Origin of the sequence: Lysinibacillus sp. FSL K6-3209 (assembly GCF_037976175.1) — a bacterium.
GTDB classification, from domain to species: Bacteria; Bacillota; Bacilli; order Bacillales_A; family Planococcaceae; genus Lysinibacillus; species Lysinibacillus sphaericus_D.
In genome coordinates this window covers 3,884,949-3,904,896 of record NZ_CP150264.1, presented here as the reverse complement: position 1 = coordinate 3,904,896, position 19,948 = coordinate 3,884,949, and the positions used below count along the sequence as shown (strand labels likewise).

Annotated in this window: 18 protein-coding genes; 16 read left to right on the top strand and 2 right to left on the bottom strand. The window is 38.6% G+C overall.

The features are described 5' to 3' along the window. Positions 1–240: 240 nt before the first annotated feature. The 14 genes from MHH88_RS19050 to MHH88_RS18985 all read left to right on the top strand — a co-directional run bounded on the left by MHH88_RS19050 (position 241) and on the right by MHH88_RS18985 (position 15,555). The gene (locus MHH88_RS19050) at positions 241–1,254 is read left to right on the top strand and encodes an ABC transporter ATP-binding protein (RefSeq protein ID WP_339260030.1); all 1,014 of its coding nucleotides are present in this window, start codon (positions 241–243) and stop codon (positions 1,252–1,254) included. Next, the gene (locus MHH88_RS19045) at positions 1,229–2,209 is read left to right on the top strand and encodes a dipeptide ABC transporter ATP-binding protein (protein WP_339260028.1); all 981 of its coding nucleotides are present in this window, start codon (positions 1,229–1,231) and stop codon (positions 2,207–2,209) included. The genes MHH88_RS19050 and MHH88_RS19045 overlap by 26 nt, the downstream gene beginning before the upstream one ends. Before the next feature lie 31 nt (positions 2,210–2,240). Next, positions 2,241–3,857, top strand: a complete 1,617-nt coding sequence (locus MHH88_RS19040) for an ABC transporter substrate-binding protein (RefSeq protein ID WP_339260027.1) — start codon at positions 2,241–2,243, stop codon at positions 3,855–3,857. Between the two features lie 246 nt (positions 3,858–4,103). Beyond that, on the top strand, positions 4,104–5,108 hold the full coding sequence (locus MHH88_RS19035) for an ABC transporter permease (protein ID WP_069509459.1): 1,005 nt from the start codon (positions 4,104–4,106) through the stop codon (positions 5,106–5,108). Positions 5,109–5,123: 15 nt separating this feature from the next. Next, positions 5,124–6,017: a nickel transporter permease gene (gene nikC / locus MHH88_RS19030; protein WP_339260024.1), complete on the top strand. Its 894-nt coding sequence runs from the start codon at positions 5,124–5,126 to the stop codon at positions 6,015–6,017. Between the two features lie 371 nt (positions 6,018–6,388). After that, the gene (locus tag MHH88_RS19025; RefSeq protein WP_069509454.1) at positions 6,389–7,003 is read left to right on the top strand and encodes a TerD family protein; all 615 of its coding nucleotides are present in this window, start codon (positions 6,389–6,391) and stop codon (positions 7,001–7,003) included. Between the two features lie 31 nt (positions 7,004–7,034). Then, a complete protein-coding gene (locus MHH88_RS19020; protein ID WP_069509451.1) occupies positions 7,035–7,616 on the top strand; it encodes a TerD family protein in 582 nt (193 codons plus the stop codon). A gap of 36 nt (positions 7,617–7,652) precedes the next feature. Then, positions 7,653–8,228, top strand: a complete 576-nt coding sequence (locus MHH88_RS19015) for a TerD family protein (protein WP_025220601.1) — start codon at positions 7,653–7,655, stop codon at positions 8,226–8,228. Positions 8,229–8,373: 145 nt separating this feature from the next. Continuing rightward, positions 8,374–9,591 carry an HpcH/HpaI aldolase/citrate lyase family protein gene (locus tag MHH88_RS19010; protein ID WP_103977944.1) on the top strand — a complete coding sequence of 406 codons (1,218 nt, stop codon included), beginning with the start codon at positions 8,374–8,376 and terminating at the stop codon, positions 9,589–9,591. Beyond that, positions 9,548–10,909 (top strand): phosphoribosyltransferase family protein, encoded by a 1,362-nt coding sequence (locus MHH88_RS19005; protein WP_339260021.1) that lies wholly within the window; start codon positions 9,548–9,550, stop codon positions 10,907–10,909. The genes MHH88_RS19010 and MHH88_RS19005 overlap by 44 nt, the downstream gene beginning before the upstream one ends. Next, positions 10,909–12,009: a cysteine protease StiP family protein gene (locus MHH88_RS19000; protein ID WP_339260019.1), complete on the top strand. Its 1,101-nt coding sequence runs from the start codon at positions 10,909–10,911 to the stop codon at positions 12,007–12,009. The genes MHH88_RS19005 and MHH88_RS19000 overlap by 1 nt, the downstream gene beginning before the upstream one ends. A gap of 12 nt (positions 12,010–12,021) precedes the next feature. Continuing rightward, positions 12,022–12,834 carry an HAD family hydrolase gene (locus MHH88_RS18995; RefSeq protein ID WP_069509439.1) on the top strand — a complete coding sequence of 271 codons (813 nt, stop codon included), beginning with the start codon at positions 12,022–12,024 and terminating at the stop codon, positions 12,832–12,834. Between the two features lie 26 nt (positions 12,835–12,860). Next, the gene (locus MHH88_RS18990; protein ID WP_103977941.1) at positions 12,861–14,492 is read left to right on the top strand and encodes a YceG family protein; all 1,632 of its coding nucleotides are present in this window, start codon (positions 12,861–12,863) and stop codon (positions 14,490–14,492) included. Between the two features lie 22 nt (positions 14,493–14,514). Next, complete coding sequence (locus MHH88_RS18985) at positions 14,515–15,555, top strand: toxic anion resistance protein (RefSeq protein WP_339260014.1); 1,041 nt, start codon at positions 14,515–14,517, stop codon at positions 15,553–15,555. Between the two features lie 118 nt (positions 15,556–15,673). Here MHH88_RS18985 and MHH88_RS18980 read toward each other — a convergent pair whose 3' ends face one another. Continuing rightward, positions 15,674–16,762, bottom strand: coding sequence for an aromatic acid exporter family protein (locus tag MHH88_RS18980; RefSeq protein WP_069509431.1), 1,089 nt, complete (start codon positions 16,760–16,762; stop codon positions 15,674–15,676). 320 nt (positions 16,763–17,082) lie between these two features. Beyond that, positions 17,083–18,369 (bottom strand): glutamate-1-semialdehyde 2,1-aminomutase, encoded by a 1,287-nt coding sequence (locus MHH88_RS18975; protein WP_339260012.1) that lies wholly within the window; start codon positions 18,367–18,369, stop codon positions 17,083–17,085. Between the two features lie 131 nt (positions 18,370–18,500). Here MHH88_RS18975 and bcp point away from each other — a divergent pair, with 131 nt between their 5' ends. After that, positions 18,501–18,974 carry a thioredoxin-dependent thiol peroxidase gene (gene bcp / locus MHH88_RS18970; protein WP_069509424.1) on the top strand — a complete coding sequence of 158 codons (474 nt, stop codon included), beginning with the start codon at positions 18,501–18,503 and terminating at the stop codon, positions 18,972–18,974. Then, entirely contained in the window at positions 18,974–19,918 is a 945-nt protein-coding gene (locus MHH88_RS18965) for a D-2-hydroxyacid dehydrogenase (protein ID WP_339260009.1), read from the top strand. The genes bcp and MHH88_RS18965 overlap by 1 nt, the downstream gene beginning before the upstream one ends. The last annotated feature ends 30 nt before the right edge of the window (positions 19,919–19,948 follow it).

Here is a 19,948-nt window from a genome sequence, read left to right as displayed (position 1 = left end):
ACTTCCATTGTTAATACTTTGGAAGTCTTTTTTTGTGGAAATTTATCGATTTAGCAGAAGTTTTTAGAGGAGGGGGAGAAAAATGTAGAAAATATATGTAATTTGCAGAATAATAATGATTGAAAGAGAGAAAATATTTGGTTAGAATTATCTGAAAATAGAGAATTTAGAGATAGTTAGTATATAATATTCAATAAAATTGTATTTTTTAAAAATATTGGTAGGACGGAGCGATTGAACATGCGAAAAAAGCTGTTAGAAGTAAAAGGTTTACAAACAACGTTTTTCACAGATGATGGACAGATTCCTGCCGTTGACGATATTGATTTTTCAGTCCATGAAGGGGAAATTTTAGGGATTGTTGGGGAATCGGGTAGTGGGAAAAGTGTGACATCTTTATCCATTATGGGATTGATCCCTTCACCACCTGGAAATATTACAGGTGGACAAGTACTGTTAGATGGCAAAAATTTAGCGAAATTAACGGATAAGCAAATGCAAAAAGTGCGTGGGAAGGATGTAGCGATGATTTTTCAAGAGCCAATGACTTCCTTAAATCCTTTATTTACAATTGGCGAGCAATTAAAAGAAGCTATTTTAATCCATAATCCCAAGTGGTCGAAAAAGAAGGCTTTTGCGCGGGCGGTAGAAATTATGAAACTAGTTGGATTACCACGTGCAGAGGAACTACTAAAGGATTATCCTCATCAACTATCAGGTGGGATGCGCCAACGAGTGATGATTGCTATGGCATTGGTCTGTGACCCGAAGGTACTAATTGCCGATGAGCCGACGACTGCCCTTGATGTGACGATTCAGGCACAAATTTTGCAACTGATGAAAGATTTGAACAAGCGTATGAATACGGCTGTCTTATTAATTACGCACGATTTAGGGGTCGTAGCAGAAACTTGCGAACGCGTTATTGTTATGTACGCAGGGCAAATTGTTGAAGAAGCACCTATTCAAGAAATGTTTAAAAATCCTAAGCATCCTTATACACAAGGACTCATTAAATCTGTACCAGATATGCGTTACAAAAAAGATAGCCTGTACTCAATACCTGGAAGTGTACCTAGGCCAGGCACGATAAAAGATGGCTGTCGTTTTGCAGCACGCTGTGAATTTGCAATGGAACGTTGCCTACAACAAACACCACCTTTATTTGAAGCGACAGAGCAACATAGAGCAAGGTGCTTTTTAATGGAGGAACAGGAGGTGAACCAATATGTCGAAAGTGCTGTTGAAAGTTGAAGGGTTAAAAAAATATTTTCCAATCCGCAAAGGATTCTTGAATACGCAAGTTGGGGATGTAAAAGCGGTGGACAATGTATCCTTTGAAGTATTTGAAGGGGAAACATTAGGGATTGTGGGCGAATCAGGATGTGGTAAGTCAACGACAGGTCGCCTTTTAATGCGCTTGCTCGAACCGACCGCAGGGAACATTGAATTTGGTGGCAAAATGCTTTCTTCCTTATCGAATAGTGAAATGCGGAAAGCACGAAGGGATATCCAAATGATTTTCCAAGATCCATATGCTTCACTTAACCCACGTCATTCGATTGGCAAGATTTTAGAGGAGCCACTTATTGTGCATGGAATGGGTAATTCCAAAGAACGCAAGCACAAAGTAATCGAGCTGCTTAAAATTGTTGGCTTAAATGAATATCATGTAAAACGCTATCCTCATCAATTTAGTGGAGGACAGAGACAACGCATTGGCATTGCGCGAGCGCTGATGACCAACCCTCGTTTAATTATTGCGGACGAACCTGTTTCTGCGTTAGATGTATCAATTCAGGCTCAAGTTTTAAACCTAATGCAATCTTTGCAAAAGGAACTAAAGCTTACCTATATTTTTATCTCACATGACTTAGGTGTTGTGCGCCATATTAGTAATCGTGTTGGGGTTATGTACTTAGGTAAATTAGTAGAGCTGACCGCAAGTGAAAATTTATATGCAGAGCCGCTCCACCCATATACGCAGGCATTATTATCTTCTGTTCCTGTGCCTGACCCAACTTTTGAACGTGAGCAGCTTATTATAGCTGGAGATATTCCGAGTGCATCCAATCCGCCAAGTGGTTGTGCATTCCATACAAGATGTCCGTTTAAGAAAGCACAATGCTCAAGCGTTGTACCAAACATGCAAGAAGTGAAACCGGGTCATTATGTTGCTTGTCATCTTTATGATGCCATTCAACATTGAATGATATAAAAAAGTTTTAGGGGGAAAATAGATGAAGAAAAAGAAGCTTTGGTCTTTAAGCGTAATGCTAATCCTTGTTCTCTCGACAATCTTAGCTGCGTGTAATTCTGGCTCTGATGGCAAGGATACAGGTTCGAAAGATACGTCAACTGGCGGCGATTCAGCTAGCAGCGGTGAAAAAACATTAGTATATGGTCGTGGTGGCGACTCCACAGCTCTTGACCCTGCAACAGTAACAGAAGGTGAATCTTTTAAAGTAACAGTGAATATCTATGAAACACTTATTAATTTTGGAGAACAAGATGTTACTTTAAAGCCTGGTTTAGCAAAATCATGGGAAGCTTCAGTAGATGGCTTAACTTACACATTCCAGCTTGAAGAAGGTGTAAAGTTCCACGACGGTTCAGATTTTAATGCAGAAGCGGTTGCAAAAAACTTTGAGCGCTGGAAAGCTGGTGCAGATAAGTTCCCATACTTTATGTCTCAATTTACGATGGGCGGGGAGCAAATCATTGAATCCATTACACCAGAAGGCGATTATACAGTTGTCTTTAAGTTGAAACAACCACAAGCACCATTCTTGAAAAATTTAGCGATGGTGCCATTTGCCATTGCTTCTCCAAAAGCATTTGAAGCGAATGACGATGCACTAATTGATAATCCAGTTGGAACAGGTCCATTCAAATTTGTAAATTGGACACGTAATGATTCTATTACAATTGAGAAAAATCCTGATTATCGTATTGCAGGGTTACCAAAATTAGATAAAGTAATTTTCCGTTCGATCCCTGATAATTCAGCACGCTTAAATGCGCTAAATAATGGTGAGGTAGATGTAGTAGATGGCTTAAGCCCATCAGATAAAGGGTCGATTGAAACAAATGGCGATTTACAATTAATCGAGCGTCCATCTATGAACGTAGGCTATCTTGGATTAACAGTAACACGTCCACCTTTCGATAACGTTAAAGTTCGTCAAGCTGTAAACTATGCTATTGATAAGCAAGCGTTAGTAGATGCGTTCTATGAAGGTCTAGCTGAGCCTGCGAAAAATCCAATGCCACCAGTTATTGCTGGCTATAATGATGATATTACAGGCTATGCTTATGACCCTGAAAAAGCAAAAGCGTTGCTAAAAGAAGCAGGTTATGATGGCAAAGAAATTGAGCTATGGGCAATGCCAGTACCACGTCCGTATATGCCAGATGGTCAAAAAATTGCAGAAGCGATTCAAAAGAATTTAGCTGATGTCGGAATTCCATCTAAAATCGTCTCATTCGAATGGGCTACGTATTTAGAAAAAGCTCAAAATGGTGAAGCGGATGCGTTCTTACTTGGTTGGACAGGTGATAACGGCGATGCTGATAACTTTATTTACACATTATTAGACGCTGATAATATCGGTTCAAACAACTACACATTCTACGACAACCCTGAGTTACACAAATTATTAGTTGCTGCGCAAACAGAAGTGAATGAAGACAAACGTAATGAGCTTTACAAACAAGCGCAGGTAATTATTTCTGAAGATGCGCCTTGGGTTCCACTAGCACACTCTATTCCTATCTTAGCTGCAAGTACAAAAGTGACAAATTACTTTGCACATCCAACTGGTTCTGATCGTTTAGAAGCAGTAGATATGAATTAAACAATTAAGAAATAAAAATTGTCGCTACTCATAGTGACGTAACAAGATTTTTACAGCTTTGGACTTTGTCTAGTGTTGTAAAAACGGGTTGTGACTATGTTTGTCGCAACCCGTTTTTCTGTATGACAGACAAACCATCTAAACGTCTATCGTTTGTTGAAAGCTGTCCCTTTCTACAGTATGTGTATAGACTTCATGCTTTTCGCAGCAAAAGTATAATTAGAAAATTACAGAGAGGTGAAGAAAATGCTTCACTATATGGGAAGACGTTTATTTCAATTAATCCCAGTTTTGCTTGGAATGACTTTTATCGTCTTTATGCTCATTCGTCTAATTCCTGGTAATCCTGCACAAGTTATTTTAGGGCAGCAGGCGACGAAAGAGGCGGTTGAGGCATTAAACGCAAGTTTAGGATTAGATAAGCCTTGGTACACACAATATTTTGGCTATTTGGGTGGTATTTTTCAGGGCGATTTAGGCGTGTCATTACGTACAAAGTTACCTGTGTCACAAGAAATTTTTCCTTATTTAGCGGCAACAGCGGAATTAGCGATATTTGCAATGATTATAGCAGTCATTATTGGTGTCAATGCAGGTATTATTTCAGCTTGGTTCCAAAATTCATGGTTTGATTATATTGCTATGGTTGTTGCGTTAATTGGTGTATCTGTTCCGGTATTTTGGTTAGGTTTGATGGAACAATGGGCATTTAGCATTCAGCTTGGTTGGTTGCCTACATCTGGACGTAATGATGTACGAGACCCGATAACCGCGATTACGCATTTTTATTTGCTAGATACATTGATACAAGGCAGATTTGACCAATTTACAGAAGTGGTAAAGCGGTTAATCTTACCAGGGGTGGCGCTTGCCACGATTCCTATGGCGATTATTGCAAGGATTACCCGTTCGTCTATGCTTGAGGTCATGCGCTCTGATTATGTTCGAACAGCTAGAGCAAAAGGACAAAAAATGTTTATTGTCGTTTATAAACATGCATTAAAAAATGCTGTTATTCCAGTGTTAACAGTTATTGGTTTACAAACAGGGCTGCTACTTGGTGGCGCCATTTTAACAGAAACAATTTTCAGTTGGCCTGGCATTGGTCGTTATATTTATGATGCAATCGGGTTTCGAGACTATCCAGTAATCCAATCAGGTATTTTAGTAGTTGCTTTTATTTTCATTATGATTAATTTAATTGTTGATCTGCTTTACACTGTGATAGATCCACGCATTAAATACAAATAGGAGGGAGATGCGATAATGACTGGTGCGATAGATATAAAAAAAGAAGCAATGGCGAGTCAAGAACGGGCGGCAGGTCCTTGGAGAGAGGGCTGGCGCAGCTTTAGAAAAAGCAAAATCTCCCTTGTTGGTGCTGGTATTGTCATATTTTTTATTGTTCTTGCTGTCTTTGGCCCTTCCATTGCGCCACAAGGAATCAATGAACAGGACTTATCTAAGCGATTATTGGCACCTTCCAGTGTACATTGGTTTGGAACAGATGACTTTGGACGAGATATTTTCTCCAGAATTATTCATGGTGCCCGTATTTCGTTAAGAATTGGATTTTTTGCTGTAATTCTTTCAGTTATTGTAGGGAGCTTACTTGGAATTCTTGCAGGGTATTATGGCAAATGGGTTGATACGATTATTTCTCGAATTTTTGATATTATGTTGGCGTTTCCTAGTATTCTATTGGCAATTGCTGTAGTGGCTGTACTTGGACCATCATTACAAAATGCATTAATTGCCATTGCGATTATTAATGTACCAAACTTTGGGCGCTTAATTCGCTCAAAAGTATTGAGTGTAAAAGAAGAGGAATATATCGTAGCTGCCAAAGCGATAGGGATGCGTGATTCACGTATTTTATTCTCACATATTTTACCCAATTCGATGACACCGATTATTGTGCAGGGGACGCTTGCAATTGCGACAGCAATTATTGAAGCGGCTGCTCTAGGTTTCCTTGGATTAGGGGCACAGGCACCCGCACCTGAATGGGGAAAAATGCTAGCCGATGCGCGTATCTACTTACTTAAAGCACCATGGACGATGATTTTCCCAGGGTTAGCTATAATGCTGACGGTATTAGGGTTTAATTTAATGGGAGATGGTCTGCGGGATGCGCTCGATCCGAAAATGAAAAGCTAATATGGTAAAGAGCCTTCTACTGAAAAGCTAGAAGGTTTTTATTTAGCAAAAAAAGGGAAATACAAAAATCTACTTTCATGTGGAGCCATTATTTGAATTTTATGTAATATTATTTTAGACTTAATGTATGTTGATATACATACTATTTGACGTAATAGCTTTAAATTGAAGAATTTAAAGCAGTGTATTGAACAGTTGATTAAGAAAATGAATCGTACGATGATGATATGTATCGAAAAGTTATTCGACTTTCGCAAGAAAGCAGTAACTGAACGTTTCTATTATTGGAATTGCTAAAACCTGTTAATCAACATATTTAAAATACTATTCACGATTTTTTAGCAAGTATTCAGATTAAGGAGGGCTTTAACATGGGGATTAATTTACAAAAGGGACAGCGTGTAGATTTAACAAAAGGCAATGCTGGTTTAAATAAAATTAAAGTAGGCTTAGGATGGGATCCGGTAGGCCAAACAAAAAGTGGTGGCTTATTAGGTGGCTTATTTTCTAGTGGTAGATCAGGAGGTAGAGATGTTGACTGTGATTCTTCAGTTTTAATGTTGCAAGATGATCGTATAGTGGCAGGAGATGACGTCGTTTACTTCGGGAAATTATCAAGTAAATGCGGATCAGTTAAGCATTCTGGCGATAATTTAACAGGTGATGGTGCAGGTGATGATGAGGTCATTACAGTGGAGTTAGGAGCTGTGCCTGCACAATACAATAAATTAGTATTTGTTGTAAACATCTATGATGCAGCTGGTCGTAATCAACATTTCGGTATGATTCAAAATGCGTATATTCGCGTATACGATGACAAGACAGGCAATGAATTAATTCGCTATAATTTAAGTGATGATTATTCGAATTTAACAACACTAGTATGTGGTGAAATTTATCGTCACGGCAACGAGTGGAAATTTGCCGCTATTGGTAACGGTACAAATGATGTAAAACTTGGTGATGTAGTTCGAAGATATCAATAATTATAAATAATAAATTTGAGGAGGAATACAAATGGGTATTTCATTACAAAAAGGTCAAAAAGTTGATTTAACAAAAACAAATCCAGGATTATCAAATGTTATTGTAGGTTTAGGCTGGGATACGAATAAGTACGATGGCGGACATGATTTCGATTTAGACTCTTCTATTTTTTTACTTGCTGATACAGGGAAAGTAGCAGACCAAAATGATTTTGTCTTCTACAACAATACTATCGGTGGTAATGGTTCTGTTGAACACTCTGGCGATAACTTAACAGGGGTTGGTGAAGGGGATGACGAAATCGTTAAAGTTTCGTTAAAAGAAGTACCTGCCCATGTGCAACGTCTAGCATTCACCGTTACAATCCATGATGCAGAAGCACGTAGCCAAAACTTTGGTATGGTATCGAACGCATTTATCCGCATTATTAATGCTGCGACGAATGAAGAAATCGTGCGCTATGATTTAGGTGAAGACTTTAGTATTGAAACTGCAGTTGTTGTCGGAGAACTATACCGTCACAATGGTGAATGGAAATTCAACGCAGTTGGTGCTGGATACCAAGGTGGTTTAGCGGCACTTTGTAATGATTATGGTTTAAGTGTAAACTAACTTTTAACTTTATATGAGAAAGGGAGTTTCTTCTAAATGGGTATTCAGTTAAGTAAAGGACAACGCATTGATTTAATGAAGCAAGACCCAGGCTTAAATAATGTAGGTATTGGTTTAGGTTGGGATGTTAAACAATTCGATGGAGGAAATGACTTTGACTTAGATGCATCTGTATTTTTGTTAGATGCATCGGGAAAATGCCGTAATGAACAAGACTTTATTTTCTATAATAATTTAACAAGTCCAGACAAATCTGTTCAGCATATGGGTGATAACCGTACTGGTGTAGGTGATGGAGACGATGAAAAAATTCTTGTTAATTTAAAACAAGTGTCTCCTCAAATCGAAAAAATTGTTGTAACCGTGACAATTTATGATGCGGAAGGTCGCCGTCAAAACTTTGGACAAGTACTAAACGCTTATGTTCGATTAACGAACGAAGAATCCGGTTCAGAAGTACTTCGTTATGATTTAGGTGAAGATTTCAGCATAGAGACAGCGGTCGTATTTTGTGAGCTTTACCGACATAATGGCGAGTGGAAATTTGCTGCTGTTGGCTCTGGCTATCAAGGTGGTTTAGCTGCATTAATTAATGCTTATGGACTGCAATAATTAAAATACCATTTATAACTAGATGGTTGTGATTGTGAATTGAATAGGGAAAGCGACGTAATGGAAGGCACTGTATTAGTCTGTATAAAACAGGTTGATGCAGTGTCTTTTTTACAAAATCATTCTTAAATGGGGAGAGAATTGGATGCAATATTTTGCAACAGAAGCGGAGACGATTTTTTATCAACAACCACACAAATTTACGAAATTAGATTCACCTAATATTTTGTCCTATGCATTAGGTGCAACATTATATATGCCTGCGTCTATGCCTAACATTATTGACATGATACAATCGCAAAAATATCAAGAATTAAAGTCACTTGTTATCGATTTAGAAGATGCCGTTGGGGATGCAGAGTTAACAAGCTGTGAAGAAAAAATTATAGAAGATATAAATACGCTTTATACTTTATATCTTCAAAAGAATATTTTACTTGAAGATTTACCGCTTCTTTTTATTCGTGTGCGTAATGTTGAGCAATTTAAGCTTTTAACCTCTAAATTAGGAAAGCGTCAAGAAGTGATTACAGGATACGTGTTTCCTAAATTTACAGCAGTACAAGGGAGAGCTTATTTTGAAATACTAGAGCAAACAATCGCACAGCATCAACTAACGTTATATGGGATGCCGATTTTGGAAAGTCAGGACATCTTATATAAGGAGTCGCGCATGACAGCATTATTTGCGATTAAAGACGTACTTCGTCAATACAGAAAACGTGTACTAAATGTCCGTATTGGTGCGACCGATTTTTGTGGAATTTACGGAATTCGGCGCAGAGTAGACGCAACCATTTACGATATTGCGGTAATTCGAGATTGCATTGCGGATATCATCAATGTACTTGGGCGTGAAGAAGATGACTTTGTTATTTCCGGTCCAGTTTGGGAATATTTCAGCAATGAGCGTGTATTAAAGCCAACGCTAAGAGCCACTCCGTTCAGTGAACAAGGAGCGTTGTTTGCCCGTAAGGCACTACTCGATGATTATTTAGATGGCCTAATGAAGGAAGTACTATTAGATCAACAAAATGGTATTTTGGGTAAAACGATTATTCATCCTAGCCATATTCGAATTGTTCATGCTTTATATGTTGTTTCGTATGAGGAATATTTAGATGCCATCAGTATTGTTGAAAATAATAATGGGCAAAAGGGTGTTTTAAAAAGCCATTATGCCAATAAAATGAATGAAATGAAACCACATATGAGATGGGCGCAGCAAATTTTACGCCAAGCACATATTTACGGTGTATACAATGAATCTGCAAATTTTGCCTCTCTTTTATTGAACACAACAGTAGGGGGAACGACGGATGACGAAGCTCGACAACAAGTTGAACATTATTCAGGATTATAAAATTGCAATTGAGATTACCGACAATCCTTATAATTTTGCCATAACAGATTTATTTAAAATGGCGACACGTATTAATAAAAAGAGACAGTTTTTATTTGTTAGTACAGTTCTTGGTAAGCATTTAGCAGTCCAGCCACAAGTACCGATACTGACAGGGGCTTTACTAGCTATGATGTATTATGAGCGATTGACAGGAAAAGAGCCTTTGTTAGTACAGTCTGTTGTACAGGCTATGCAAAATAGAGATAATGTGCAAGAGATTTTGCAGCAAGTGGAGGAACAAGGATTGGAACTAGCAGAAGACGTGCTATTTATTGGCTTTGCTGAAACAGCAACAGCGTTAGGGCATGCAGTATTTAATGTTTTTAAGTCTAATGCTACGTATATTCATACGACGCGTGAACTAGTGCCAGAGCTTGAACCATTTGTTACATTTGAAGAAGAACACTCACATGCCACAAGTCATCGAGTATATTGCGAACAACCAGAAAAATTGCTACAAGCAAAACAGATTGTGCTTATTGATGATGAAATAACGACGGGCAATACAGTAGTAAATATTATCGAAACCTTGCAACGAAAATTCCCTCATGTCCAACGCTACTCGGTATTATCAATTTTAGATTGGCGTTCATCTAAACAACGAGCAATGTTTGCTCAGCTAGAAGCGCAATGGGGGATAACAATAGATTTTGTAGCTATTATGTCTGGGCACTTTACTTGTGAGGGTACACCGCTTTTAACGAGCAACCAAGTAGCAGCTACATTACCGCAAACAGCTGACATAACTTTGCTGTCGGTGGACGAGGTAGTCGAACAAAAACAGTACCATTCTATTGCTGAGAATGGCGTTATCAATAGAGCGCCATACATGTTAGCGACAGGTCGATTCACGATAACAGCCGAGCAGCATGTTGCGCAAAAGCAAACACTGCAAGCCATCGCGGATCAATTACGAGCACTTCGTACGGGTGGTCCAGCACTTGTCATTGGGACAGGTGAATTTATGTATGTGCCAATGCAAATAGCGACTTGTTTAGGACAGGAAGTATATTTTCAATCAACAACACGTAGTCCTATTTATTGTGCAGATGACCCTTCCTATACCATTACTGATAAAATAGCTTTCGAAAGTCCAGAAAATAATGGTGTCGAAAATTACTTATACAACTTACATAGTCATCCGTATTCGGAACTTTTTTTAGTCATAGAACGTATAGCCAATCAAGAGGTCGTTGCAAGGACAGTGCAAGCATTGAAGGCAGTGAGTAACGCAAATATTTACGTTATTTGTATGCACGACTGGGGGACTATATAATGCATGAAATAAAACAACCAGATAAAATGGGAAGCTATTCTTCAGAAGATGTTGTGTTTTTGCTACGAGATATTAGTAACATAAGCTTAGAAATAGATAATGAACAGCGGGAACAACTTATTCAATCGGGGACACATTATTCAGAAATGTTACCAGTAGAATATCTTCCTTCCGAAGCGTACATGACGTTGTTTTATCAAACATTGGAAGACTATGCAGAACGCATTGCACTAGCTGTTGGTGTGGTGGCACAGCAAATTGTAGCACGTCAAGGTTTAGAGCATTTAGTGCTTGTTAGTTTAGCAAGAGCAGGAACGCCAATAGGTATTTTAATTAAACGATATATAAAAATGCATTATAACGTCAGCGTTCCGCATTATACGATATCGATTCTTCGTGGTCGTGGTATAGATGAGACTGCTATTCGATATATATTTACTCAGCACCCACATGCACGCATCCAATTTATTGATGGTTGGACAGGGAAAGGGGCCATAACAAGGGAATTACAACAAGCGTGCGCAAGCTATAATGAACAAAATATTCAACAACTGGATGCTACATTAGCTGTGCTTGCTGATCCAGGACATTGTGCAGCTATTTACGGCACGCGAGCAGATTTCTTAATACCTTCCGCATGTTTAAATTCAACAGTTTCAGGTTTAGTGAGCCGTACGGTATGGAATGAGCAGTTTATGGATGTCAATGATTTTCATGGGGCGAAATATTATAAAGAACTACAAGATGCCGACGTATCCAATTTCTATATAGACCGTATCAGTGCCCATTTTTCACAAGTACAGAAGGCTGTAGCGCAACAACTTAGCGAGCGAAAATCATCTGCTATTACATGGCAAGGAATGGAATCGGTTGTGGCTATTCAACAACAGTATGGCATTACCAATCATCATCTAGTAAAGCCGGGCGTGGGCGAAACAACGCGCGTCTTACTTCGAAGAGTTCCGTGGAAAATTTTAGTTAACCCAACATATGTACAGGAATTGGCGCACATTTTACTATTAGCGAAAGAAAAAAATGTTCAAATTGAAGAATATCCACAAATGTCCTATGCATGCTGTGGTTTAATAAAAGAAGTGTAGAGGAGAGAAGACATGCTACTATTTACATCAGATTTAGATCGTACGCTTATTTACTCCCAGCGCATGATGGAGAAATTCCCATCGAAAACAGCACCGATTATAGCTGAACGAAAAGAAGGAGTGGGCCTTAGTATGATGACGGAAGTTACGATGTCATTATTGCAGCAAGTTCACCAACAAACCTTATTCGTACCAGTTACAACACGAGCTGTGCATCAATATGAACGCATCCATGTTATAAAGGAATTGCGTCCTACTTTTGCAATTACGAGCAATGGCGGTACAATAATAGAACAGGGACATCCTAATAAGGAATGGTCAAAAATATTACGTAAAAGAATAGAAGATTCCTCTATTCCAAAGGCGGATTTGGTACGCAAATTTAATAGCTACCAATCAGATGAATGGCTTCAACAATCGTTTTATGTTGATGAGCTATTTTATGTCCATTATGTCGATGTCAATGTTATACAGGATGTCGAAGTGCAAGCAATGATTCATGAATTTGCAGTCCATGGTTGGCACGTCTTGCTGCAAGGAAGAAAATTATATTTTTTGCCAAAAGTGCTTACAAAAGAAGCTGCAATCTCGTATTTGAAGGAGCATTGTACATATAATATGCACGTGGCGGCAGGCGATTCCATAATGGATTACGGCATGCTCGCTATTGCTGATAAAGGCTATACACCAAATCACGGTGATTTAAAAGACAAACAACCACAAATACTAAAGAACACAATGTATTCGGCTCATAGTGGTGAAGCATTTACGAAATATTTACTCGAGGATGTTTTACAATTGGCTAATAAGCAACCAATTGTGTAAGTATGATGTAAGGAGGTGACGCTTGTATGCAAACAGTCACAATTGAATCTGTTTTAGAAAGAGATTCTTATGATTGGCTACAAGCCTTCCAAGATTCAGCGAATGTGCGAACAGTTTACGAGGTGACACCACAGCAGGTCCGTTTTAGTCGTATCGCTGTTCGTATATTGGGCGTACCGATTGAAGAAGATGATTATTTTAATTCCTTATATACAATGTCCCAAAATCCCAATGTTCATATATTAAGTGAAGAATTAAATAAACATATTGAGCAAAAGGATTTTCAAGCATTGCAAACGATTTTAGAGCAACATCAGCAATCCCCTAAAGGCTTGTCTATAAATCGACTGATTGCCATGATGTATGGTCATCAACTCATTCCTAAGCACGATGATGCTTCAATGAATCGTCATTTACAGCTAGTGACGATGCGTGTAGTGGAACGCTTCCGAGAGCAGCAATCACTCGGTTTACTTGCCAATGATTTTCGACGCTTTTTAATAGATATGGTCAAGTGGCTAAAAAATCATTGGATTCAGTGGACAAAAACGATGAAGCCGACAGATGATTTTCCTAAGGTTGTTTGGTATGGTGAGACAACAATGAGTCAGCGCTATTTTCTTCTATTACTAATGGAGCTGGGCTGTGATGTGTTAATCTTCCATCCATCAGCGATTGATGAGTTTGCAACAGTAGATCCTACTGATGCATTTTCTGTTTCGTACGCCTACGTCAGTCAAACAGCGTTACAACCATTTCCTGATAAATTACGAGAGCGTCAAGCAACTGTTGGCTATAGTTCTAGCCAACATTACGAGCATTTAATGCATGACCATCAATCGGGTGTTTATCGACCTTGGCAATTTAAAGATCATATGCCACAATCATTAACATTACGCATGACCTATGATGATATTTTTATTTATGCTAACGAAAAGGCAATGGTTCGTCCGAAATTTGAGGCTCTCCGAGATAAAGTAATTATTCCTGTTATTTTCGCCAAAATAAGCGGTGTTTCTAGTAGACGTGAAGAGTATTGGGCCAATATGCATCAGTTGCTAGCTAGCCCGCAAACTGTATTTGTACAGGAATTTCCGTATGCTAAAACGAGCAGAGCGAATTTCCATTTTCACTATAAACATTGTTTAGTAAATGGTGAGCTATCTACGGAGCGCATCTTGCAAAGTGATTGGTGGCAATACGGGGAGTTAACACTGGAGTTACAACAAGCCATTGCTCATACGATTAAAACTTCTTGTGAACAGCCATTGCTTAAACGACAACCTAATGAGTCGCCATATGATTTGCAATTATTTTTATTTAAGCAAATGACGATGATCCCAAAGGAAATATTGCGCCTGTTACAAAGCTTTGATTATGCACAGGAAGTACCAAAGTTGGTGCTTTATCAATCACCTCAGCAACCGGCATTGTCCCGCGAAGATATTGCATTATTTGCATTTTTAAATCGCTTTGGTGTGGATATTATTTTCTACAACCCAACAGGAAAGCTTGATATAGAAAAGCACTTACTAGAGGATACGTTTGATGGGCATCGTTTAGAGCATATGGTGTTTGACTTACAATTTGAAGAGCCAAAGCAGCAAAAGTCAAAACCGGATAAAATGATTAAAAAATTGTTTAACCGTTTCTTCTGACTGCTTGGAAAGGAGGAACTTGATGTCAAATAGCGCAATAACTATAGAACGATTGACAGCAGAAACCGCAGATTTTACAAAACAACAGCTATGTCAAAGTCCTGAAGTTCAGCATATTGCCAATCATATTAATGTGAAAAATAAAATAGAACTAACAGAGCTTGGTAAAGAGCCTGCCATTAAGCTTTCGCGATTCTCCGATCAAATATTAAGAACAATTGCCCAGTCAAAAGTAAATGAATCGAATGACTTATTAAAGCAGCTTGAAGCCTTAATGGAGCAATTCGATAAAAAAGAAGTGATGGAGCAACAAAGTTTCTTTAGTAAACTGTTTAAACGAGCACCAAGAAATAAAGAAGATTTGTATGCTAAATATAATCGTCTTGGCAGAGATATCGAAAAAATTCATTATCAATTTGTTCTAATGGAAGAAGCATTGGCGAATGATAATCGGATGCTTGCTCGTTTGTATAACGAAAATTTGACATACTATCTGGAGCTTGAAAAATACATTGTAGCAGCAGAAATGAAGCTAGAGGAAATCAAGACAACATTAATTCCGATGTATGAAAAACAAAGTGAAGCAGGAAATCAAATCGCTCAAATGGAGCTTACAACGTTACAAGCGATTGCCGAAACACTTGCCCAAAAAATTGATGAGCTTGAGAAATCGCGTATGGTAGCTATTTTAGGGGCAACACAAATGGATATGTTACGCAATGGCAATAGCGCATTAATGGAGCAAATAAACGGAGCTTTTGTCACGACCATTCCTGTATTTAAGATGGGGATTATGAATGCAGTAAATGAAAAACGCCAACAGCTACAAGATAAATCGGCAGCCGCTTTTGAAAAACGTATGAAACAATATGGTGAAACAAACAGCAATACTGTTACGCAGAGTATAATGCATGCGCAACAAAATGAGCCGACACTGACGCTTGAAGAAATGTGGGAGACAATCATTACTGGTATTGCAAGTTACCGTCAACTACGCGCCGAGCACACAACAAAGCGCCAACAAATAGAGCAGCAACTAATGGCTTTAACTAGTGAAGCCTAACAATAATTGTGTGAGTGACTGGCACTTAGCAAAAAGCCGCAACCTCCGCTGTCACGCGGATTGTTGCGGCTTTTATTTGCGTTGTTCAGGGAAATTGTGTGAGTGACTGGCACTTAAATTAAATAAATTCTTCTTCGATTTCTAAGTTGATTTCTTCACCATGATGGCTTTGGTATGACACAATGAGCGTATCCAAATGTTCTAAGTTTTCTTCGTAATCTAGAATACGCGATAAAATATAAAGGAGATGATAGCTAGAAAATTCCGTATCTCCTTCTGCGTGTGCATAGGTTATTTGATTGATGAAAATTTCCATTAACTGATTGCGCTGAATGTAGTCGATATGCTTACTCCATTCTGAATGCTCAGGCTTTAATTTCCCTGTATATTTCAGTAACAGTTGCTCATGGTAGGTAAGCAGGAAGTCCAGTCGTTCTTGAATCATTAAATGAAATTGAGTCGGCAGTTGTGCCAATTCATTTTCATGCTTATGCAACCGTTGTAACAATTCTAAACTTTTTTTAGAAGTTGTAATCATTTGGCGATAGACAACTAATTTCCGTGCTTTAACAAATTTTTTATTTTTAAAGTAATTGCGTTCTTCCTTGAAAAAATCATAGAGTGTGTCCACTCGTAGCATACGGTCTTTAAATTTGCTTAAAGCAGTTTTAGTAGACGTATGTTCAGAGGCTTGACGAACAGCTAAACGCGTCCAACGGATAATGTCATCCTGTAAAAAGTAAATTTTACGGAAAAGTTTTACTTCGTATTTAGGTGGCAAAAACACAAGGTTGACGACAAATGCTGCTAAAACCCCAACTAAAATGGTAAGAAAGCGGATAAGACCGAATGTCAGAAAGTCATCGCCTTGAATTTCCATAATAGCTACAACAGATACAAGTGCTAAGGAAAGAGACTTTTCAAGCTTGAATTTTAACATTATGCCGATTGCTGTAATGACTGCAATGCCAACAGCCACAACGTGATGGCCGAAAAGTAAACCAAAAATAACTGCAATGGTAGCTCCTATAACGTTGGCTTGAACTTGCTCAACAATCGTTTGATAGGAGCGATAAATTGACGGTTGAATGGCAAAGATTGCTGCGATTCCAGCAAAAACTGGAGACGGTAATTGCAGGAGCTCAGCAACAAATAACGCAAAGACAATAGCTACACCAGTTTTAAATACGCGGGCACCTAATTTCATAAAAAAAACGATGTCCTTTCTGTCTAAAATTTTTAACTTGCTTCAGCAGCAGTTCACCACTTCAATAACAGTGGACAATCATGTCTATACACTGGCATCAGTAAATTTAAACATCTGCTCAATCAAGTTAAAGACCTCGCGGATGTCGCAGATTTTTACTTGAGCTTTTCGGGATAGACTCAAAAAACTGGACGTATTTACGCCGAGGGTAATGGATGCTTCTTTACATTATAGAAGGAAGTTTCTATAAAATACATAGATTTGTATAACAGGATAAAAAAAAGACGACGCTCAAATGAGTGTCGCCTTTTTTGTTTCTATTAAAGCTGTGAAAATGCATAGTCGACAGCTTCGATTGTTTCACGAATATCTGCTTCTGTATGCTCTGTAGTTAAAAACCATGCTTCATATTTTGATGGAGCAAGGTTAATACCTTGGTTAAGCATTAATTTAAAGAATCGACCGAAAATTTCTCCGTCACTGCTTTCTGCTTGCTCATAGTTTTCAACTTTTACATCTGTAAAGTAAATTGTTAGTGCACCTTTTAGACGATTTAAAGTGATTGTGACACCGTGTTTTTTGGCTGCAGTTAAAATACCATCTTCTAAAATAGCACCAAGACGATCCATTTCATCGTAAATGCCTGGAGTTGCTAATACTTCTAGGCATGCTATACCTGCTTGCATCGATGCTGGATTTCCTGCCATTGTTCCTGCTTGATATGCTGGTCCAAGTGGGGCAACGGTATCCATAATTTCTTTGCGTCCACCATATGCACCGATAGGTAAACCACCACCAATGACTTTTCCTAATGCAGTAAGGTCAGGTGTTAATCCAAGTAGCGTTTGTGCGCCACCGTAATGGAAACGGAATGCAGTAATAACCTCATCATAAATCGTAAGTGCCCCTTTTTCTTTAGCTGTAGCGTGCACTAACTCCAAAAATCCAGGGTTTGGTTCAACAATACCGAAGTTGCCGACAATTGGCTCTATTAAAATAGCAGCGATTTCATCGCCCCATGCATCCATCGCTTCAGTAAAAGCTTGTGGATTATTAAACGGTACGGTAATCACTTCTTCAGCAGTCGCAGTCGTTACACCTGCTGAGTCTGGTGTGCCTAATGTAGCTGGGCCAGAACCTGCAGCTACTAATACTAAGTCAAAGTGACCGTGGTAACAGCCAGCGAATTTCATAATTTTTGTACGGCCAGTATAAGCACGAGCAACACGAATCGTTGTCATGACCGCTTCTGTACCAGAGTTATTAAAACGTACTTTATCCATTGAAGGAATGGCTTCTTTTAGCATTTTTGCGAAAGTTACTTCATATTCAGTTGGTGTCCCAAATAATGTACCGTTTTCAGCAGCATGAGAAATTGCTTTCGCAATATGTGGATGTCCATGCCCTGTAACAATTGGACCGTATGCAGCTAAATAGTCAATATAACGGTTGCCGTCAACATCCCAGAAATAAGCTCCTTTTCCTCGGGCCATTGCAACAGGGGAGCCACCACCTACTGCTTTATAAGAACGAGAAGGGCTGTTCACACCACCAACGATATGCAAAAGCGCTTCTTCGTGTACTGCTTCTGATTTTGAGTGATTCATTAATATTGCCTCCTAAGTCATTATACTTAATCTATTGTAGACCTATCAGTGTAAGAAATCCAAAGAAAATAAGGGATATGACTTGATTTGTGACTTAGAGTAAAATAAGACATGCAAAGGAGGAGTTTAATATGACTTTAGTAGAAGGACAGAAAGCACCGGATTTTTCACTTGTTAATGACAAGGGGGAGCAAGTGCAATTAGCAGATTTCAGAGGCAAATATGTTATTTTGTATTTTTATCCGAAAGATATGACACCAGGTTGTACGACAGAGGCTTGTGATTTCCGTGATAAGCACGATGACTTTAGTCAGTTGAATGCAGTTGTATTAGGTGTGAGCCCTGATGATGCTCAAAAGCATACGAAATTTATTGATAAGCATGGGCTGCCATTTTCTCTTTTAGTGGATGAGGATCACGCTGTAGCTGAGGCTTATGGTGTATGGGTCTTAAAAAAAATGTATGGACGTGAATATATGGGGATCGAACGTTCTACTTTTTTAATTGATACGGAAGGTAAGCTTGTAAAGGTATGGCGGAAAGTGCGTGTGAAAAATCATATTGAAGAAGTTTACGCTTTTTTAGCCAAGCAGGAGGAGCACTAATGAGAATCTATTTTACGTTTGAGCCAAGACCAGATTTACGTAAACCGTTAGTAGAGGAATTCCCACAATGTGATTTTGTATTTGAAAATCGTTTATCTACGGATGAATTACAAAAAGCAGATGTACTGGTTACATATGGTGAAGATTTAAATGATGCCAATATACAGTATGCTACAAAACTAAAGTGGATTTTTGTTGCTTCAGCAGGTGTAGAGAAAATGCCAGCACAAGCCATTATGGATCGGGATATTTTAGTATCTAATGTGCGAGGGATTCATAAAACACCGATGGCCGAGTCAATACTTGCTCATATTTTAGCCATTAAGCGTGCATTGCCATGGATGTATGAGCAACAAAAGAAAAGTGAATGGTCGAAAAAAGGAAAGCAAACGGAATTACGAGATAGTACAGCACTTATTTTAGGACCGGGTGCCATTGGATCGGAAGTAGGTCGATTACTACAAGCGTTTGGGGTAACAACAATAGGCTGTAACCGTTCAGGCAATGCAGCACCTTATATGGATGAGATGGTGAATTTCACCGAGTTAACAGAAGCTTTGCCTAAGGCGGATATCGTTCTTTCTGTCTTACCGAAAACACCGGATACTACGCACTTATTGAAGGATGAGCATTTTAATGCTATGAAAAACGATGCCATTTTCATGAATTTTGGTCGTGGAAATTTAGTAGATGAGAAAGTTCTTATTCGTGCTATTGAAGCGGGTGAGATTGGTTATGCCGTATTAGATGTGTTTGAAGAAGAACCACTTAGTACAAACAATCCTTTATGGTCATACTCGAATGTAATTGTTTCACCACATGTTTCAAGTCATTCTTCACGTTATGTAGAGCGTAGCTTAGATATTTTTAAGCCAAGTTTGACGAAATGGTTGGATGGAGATACCGCTTTAGAAAATGTTATGGATTTGTCGAGGGGCTATTAAATTGTAATTTAATTTAGATGACGCATAGGC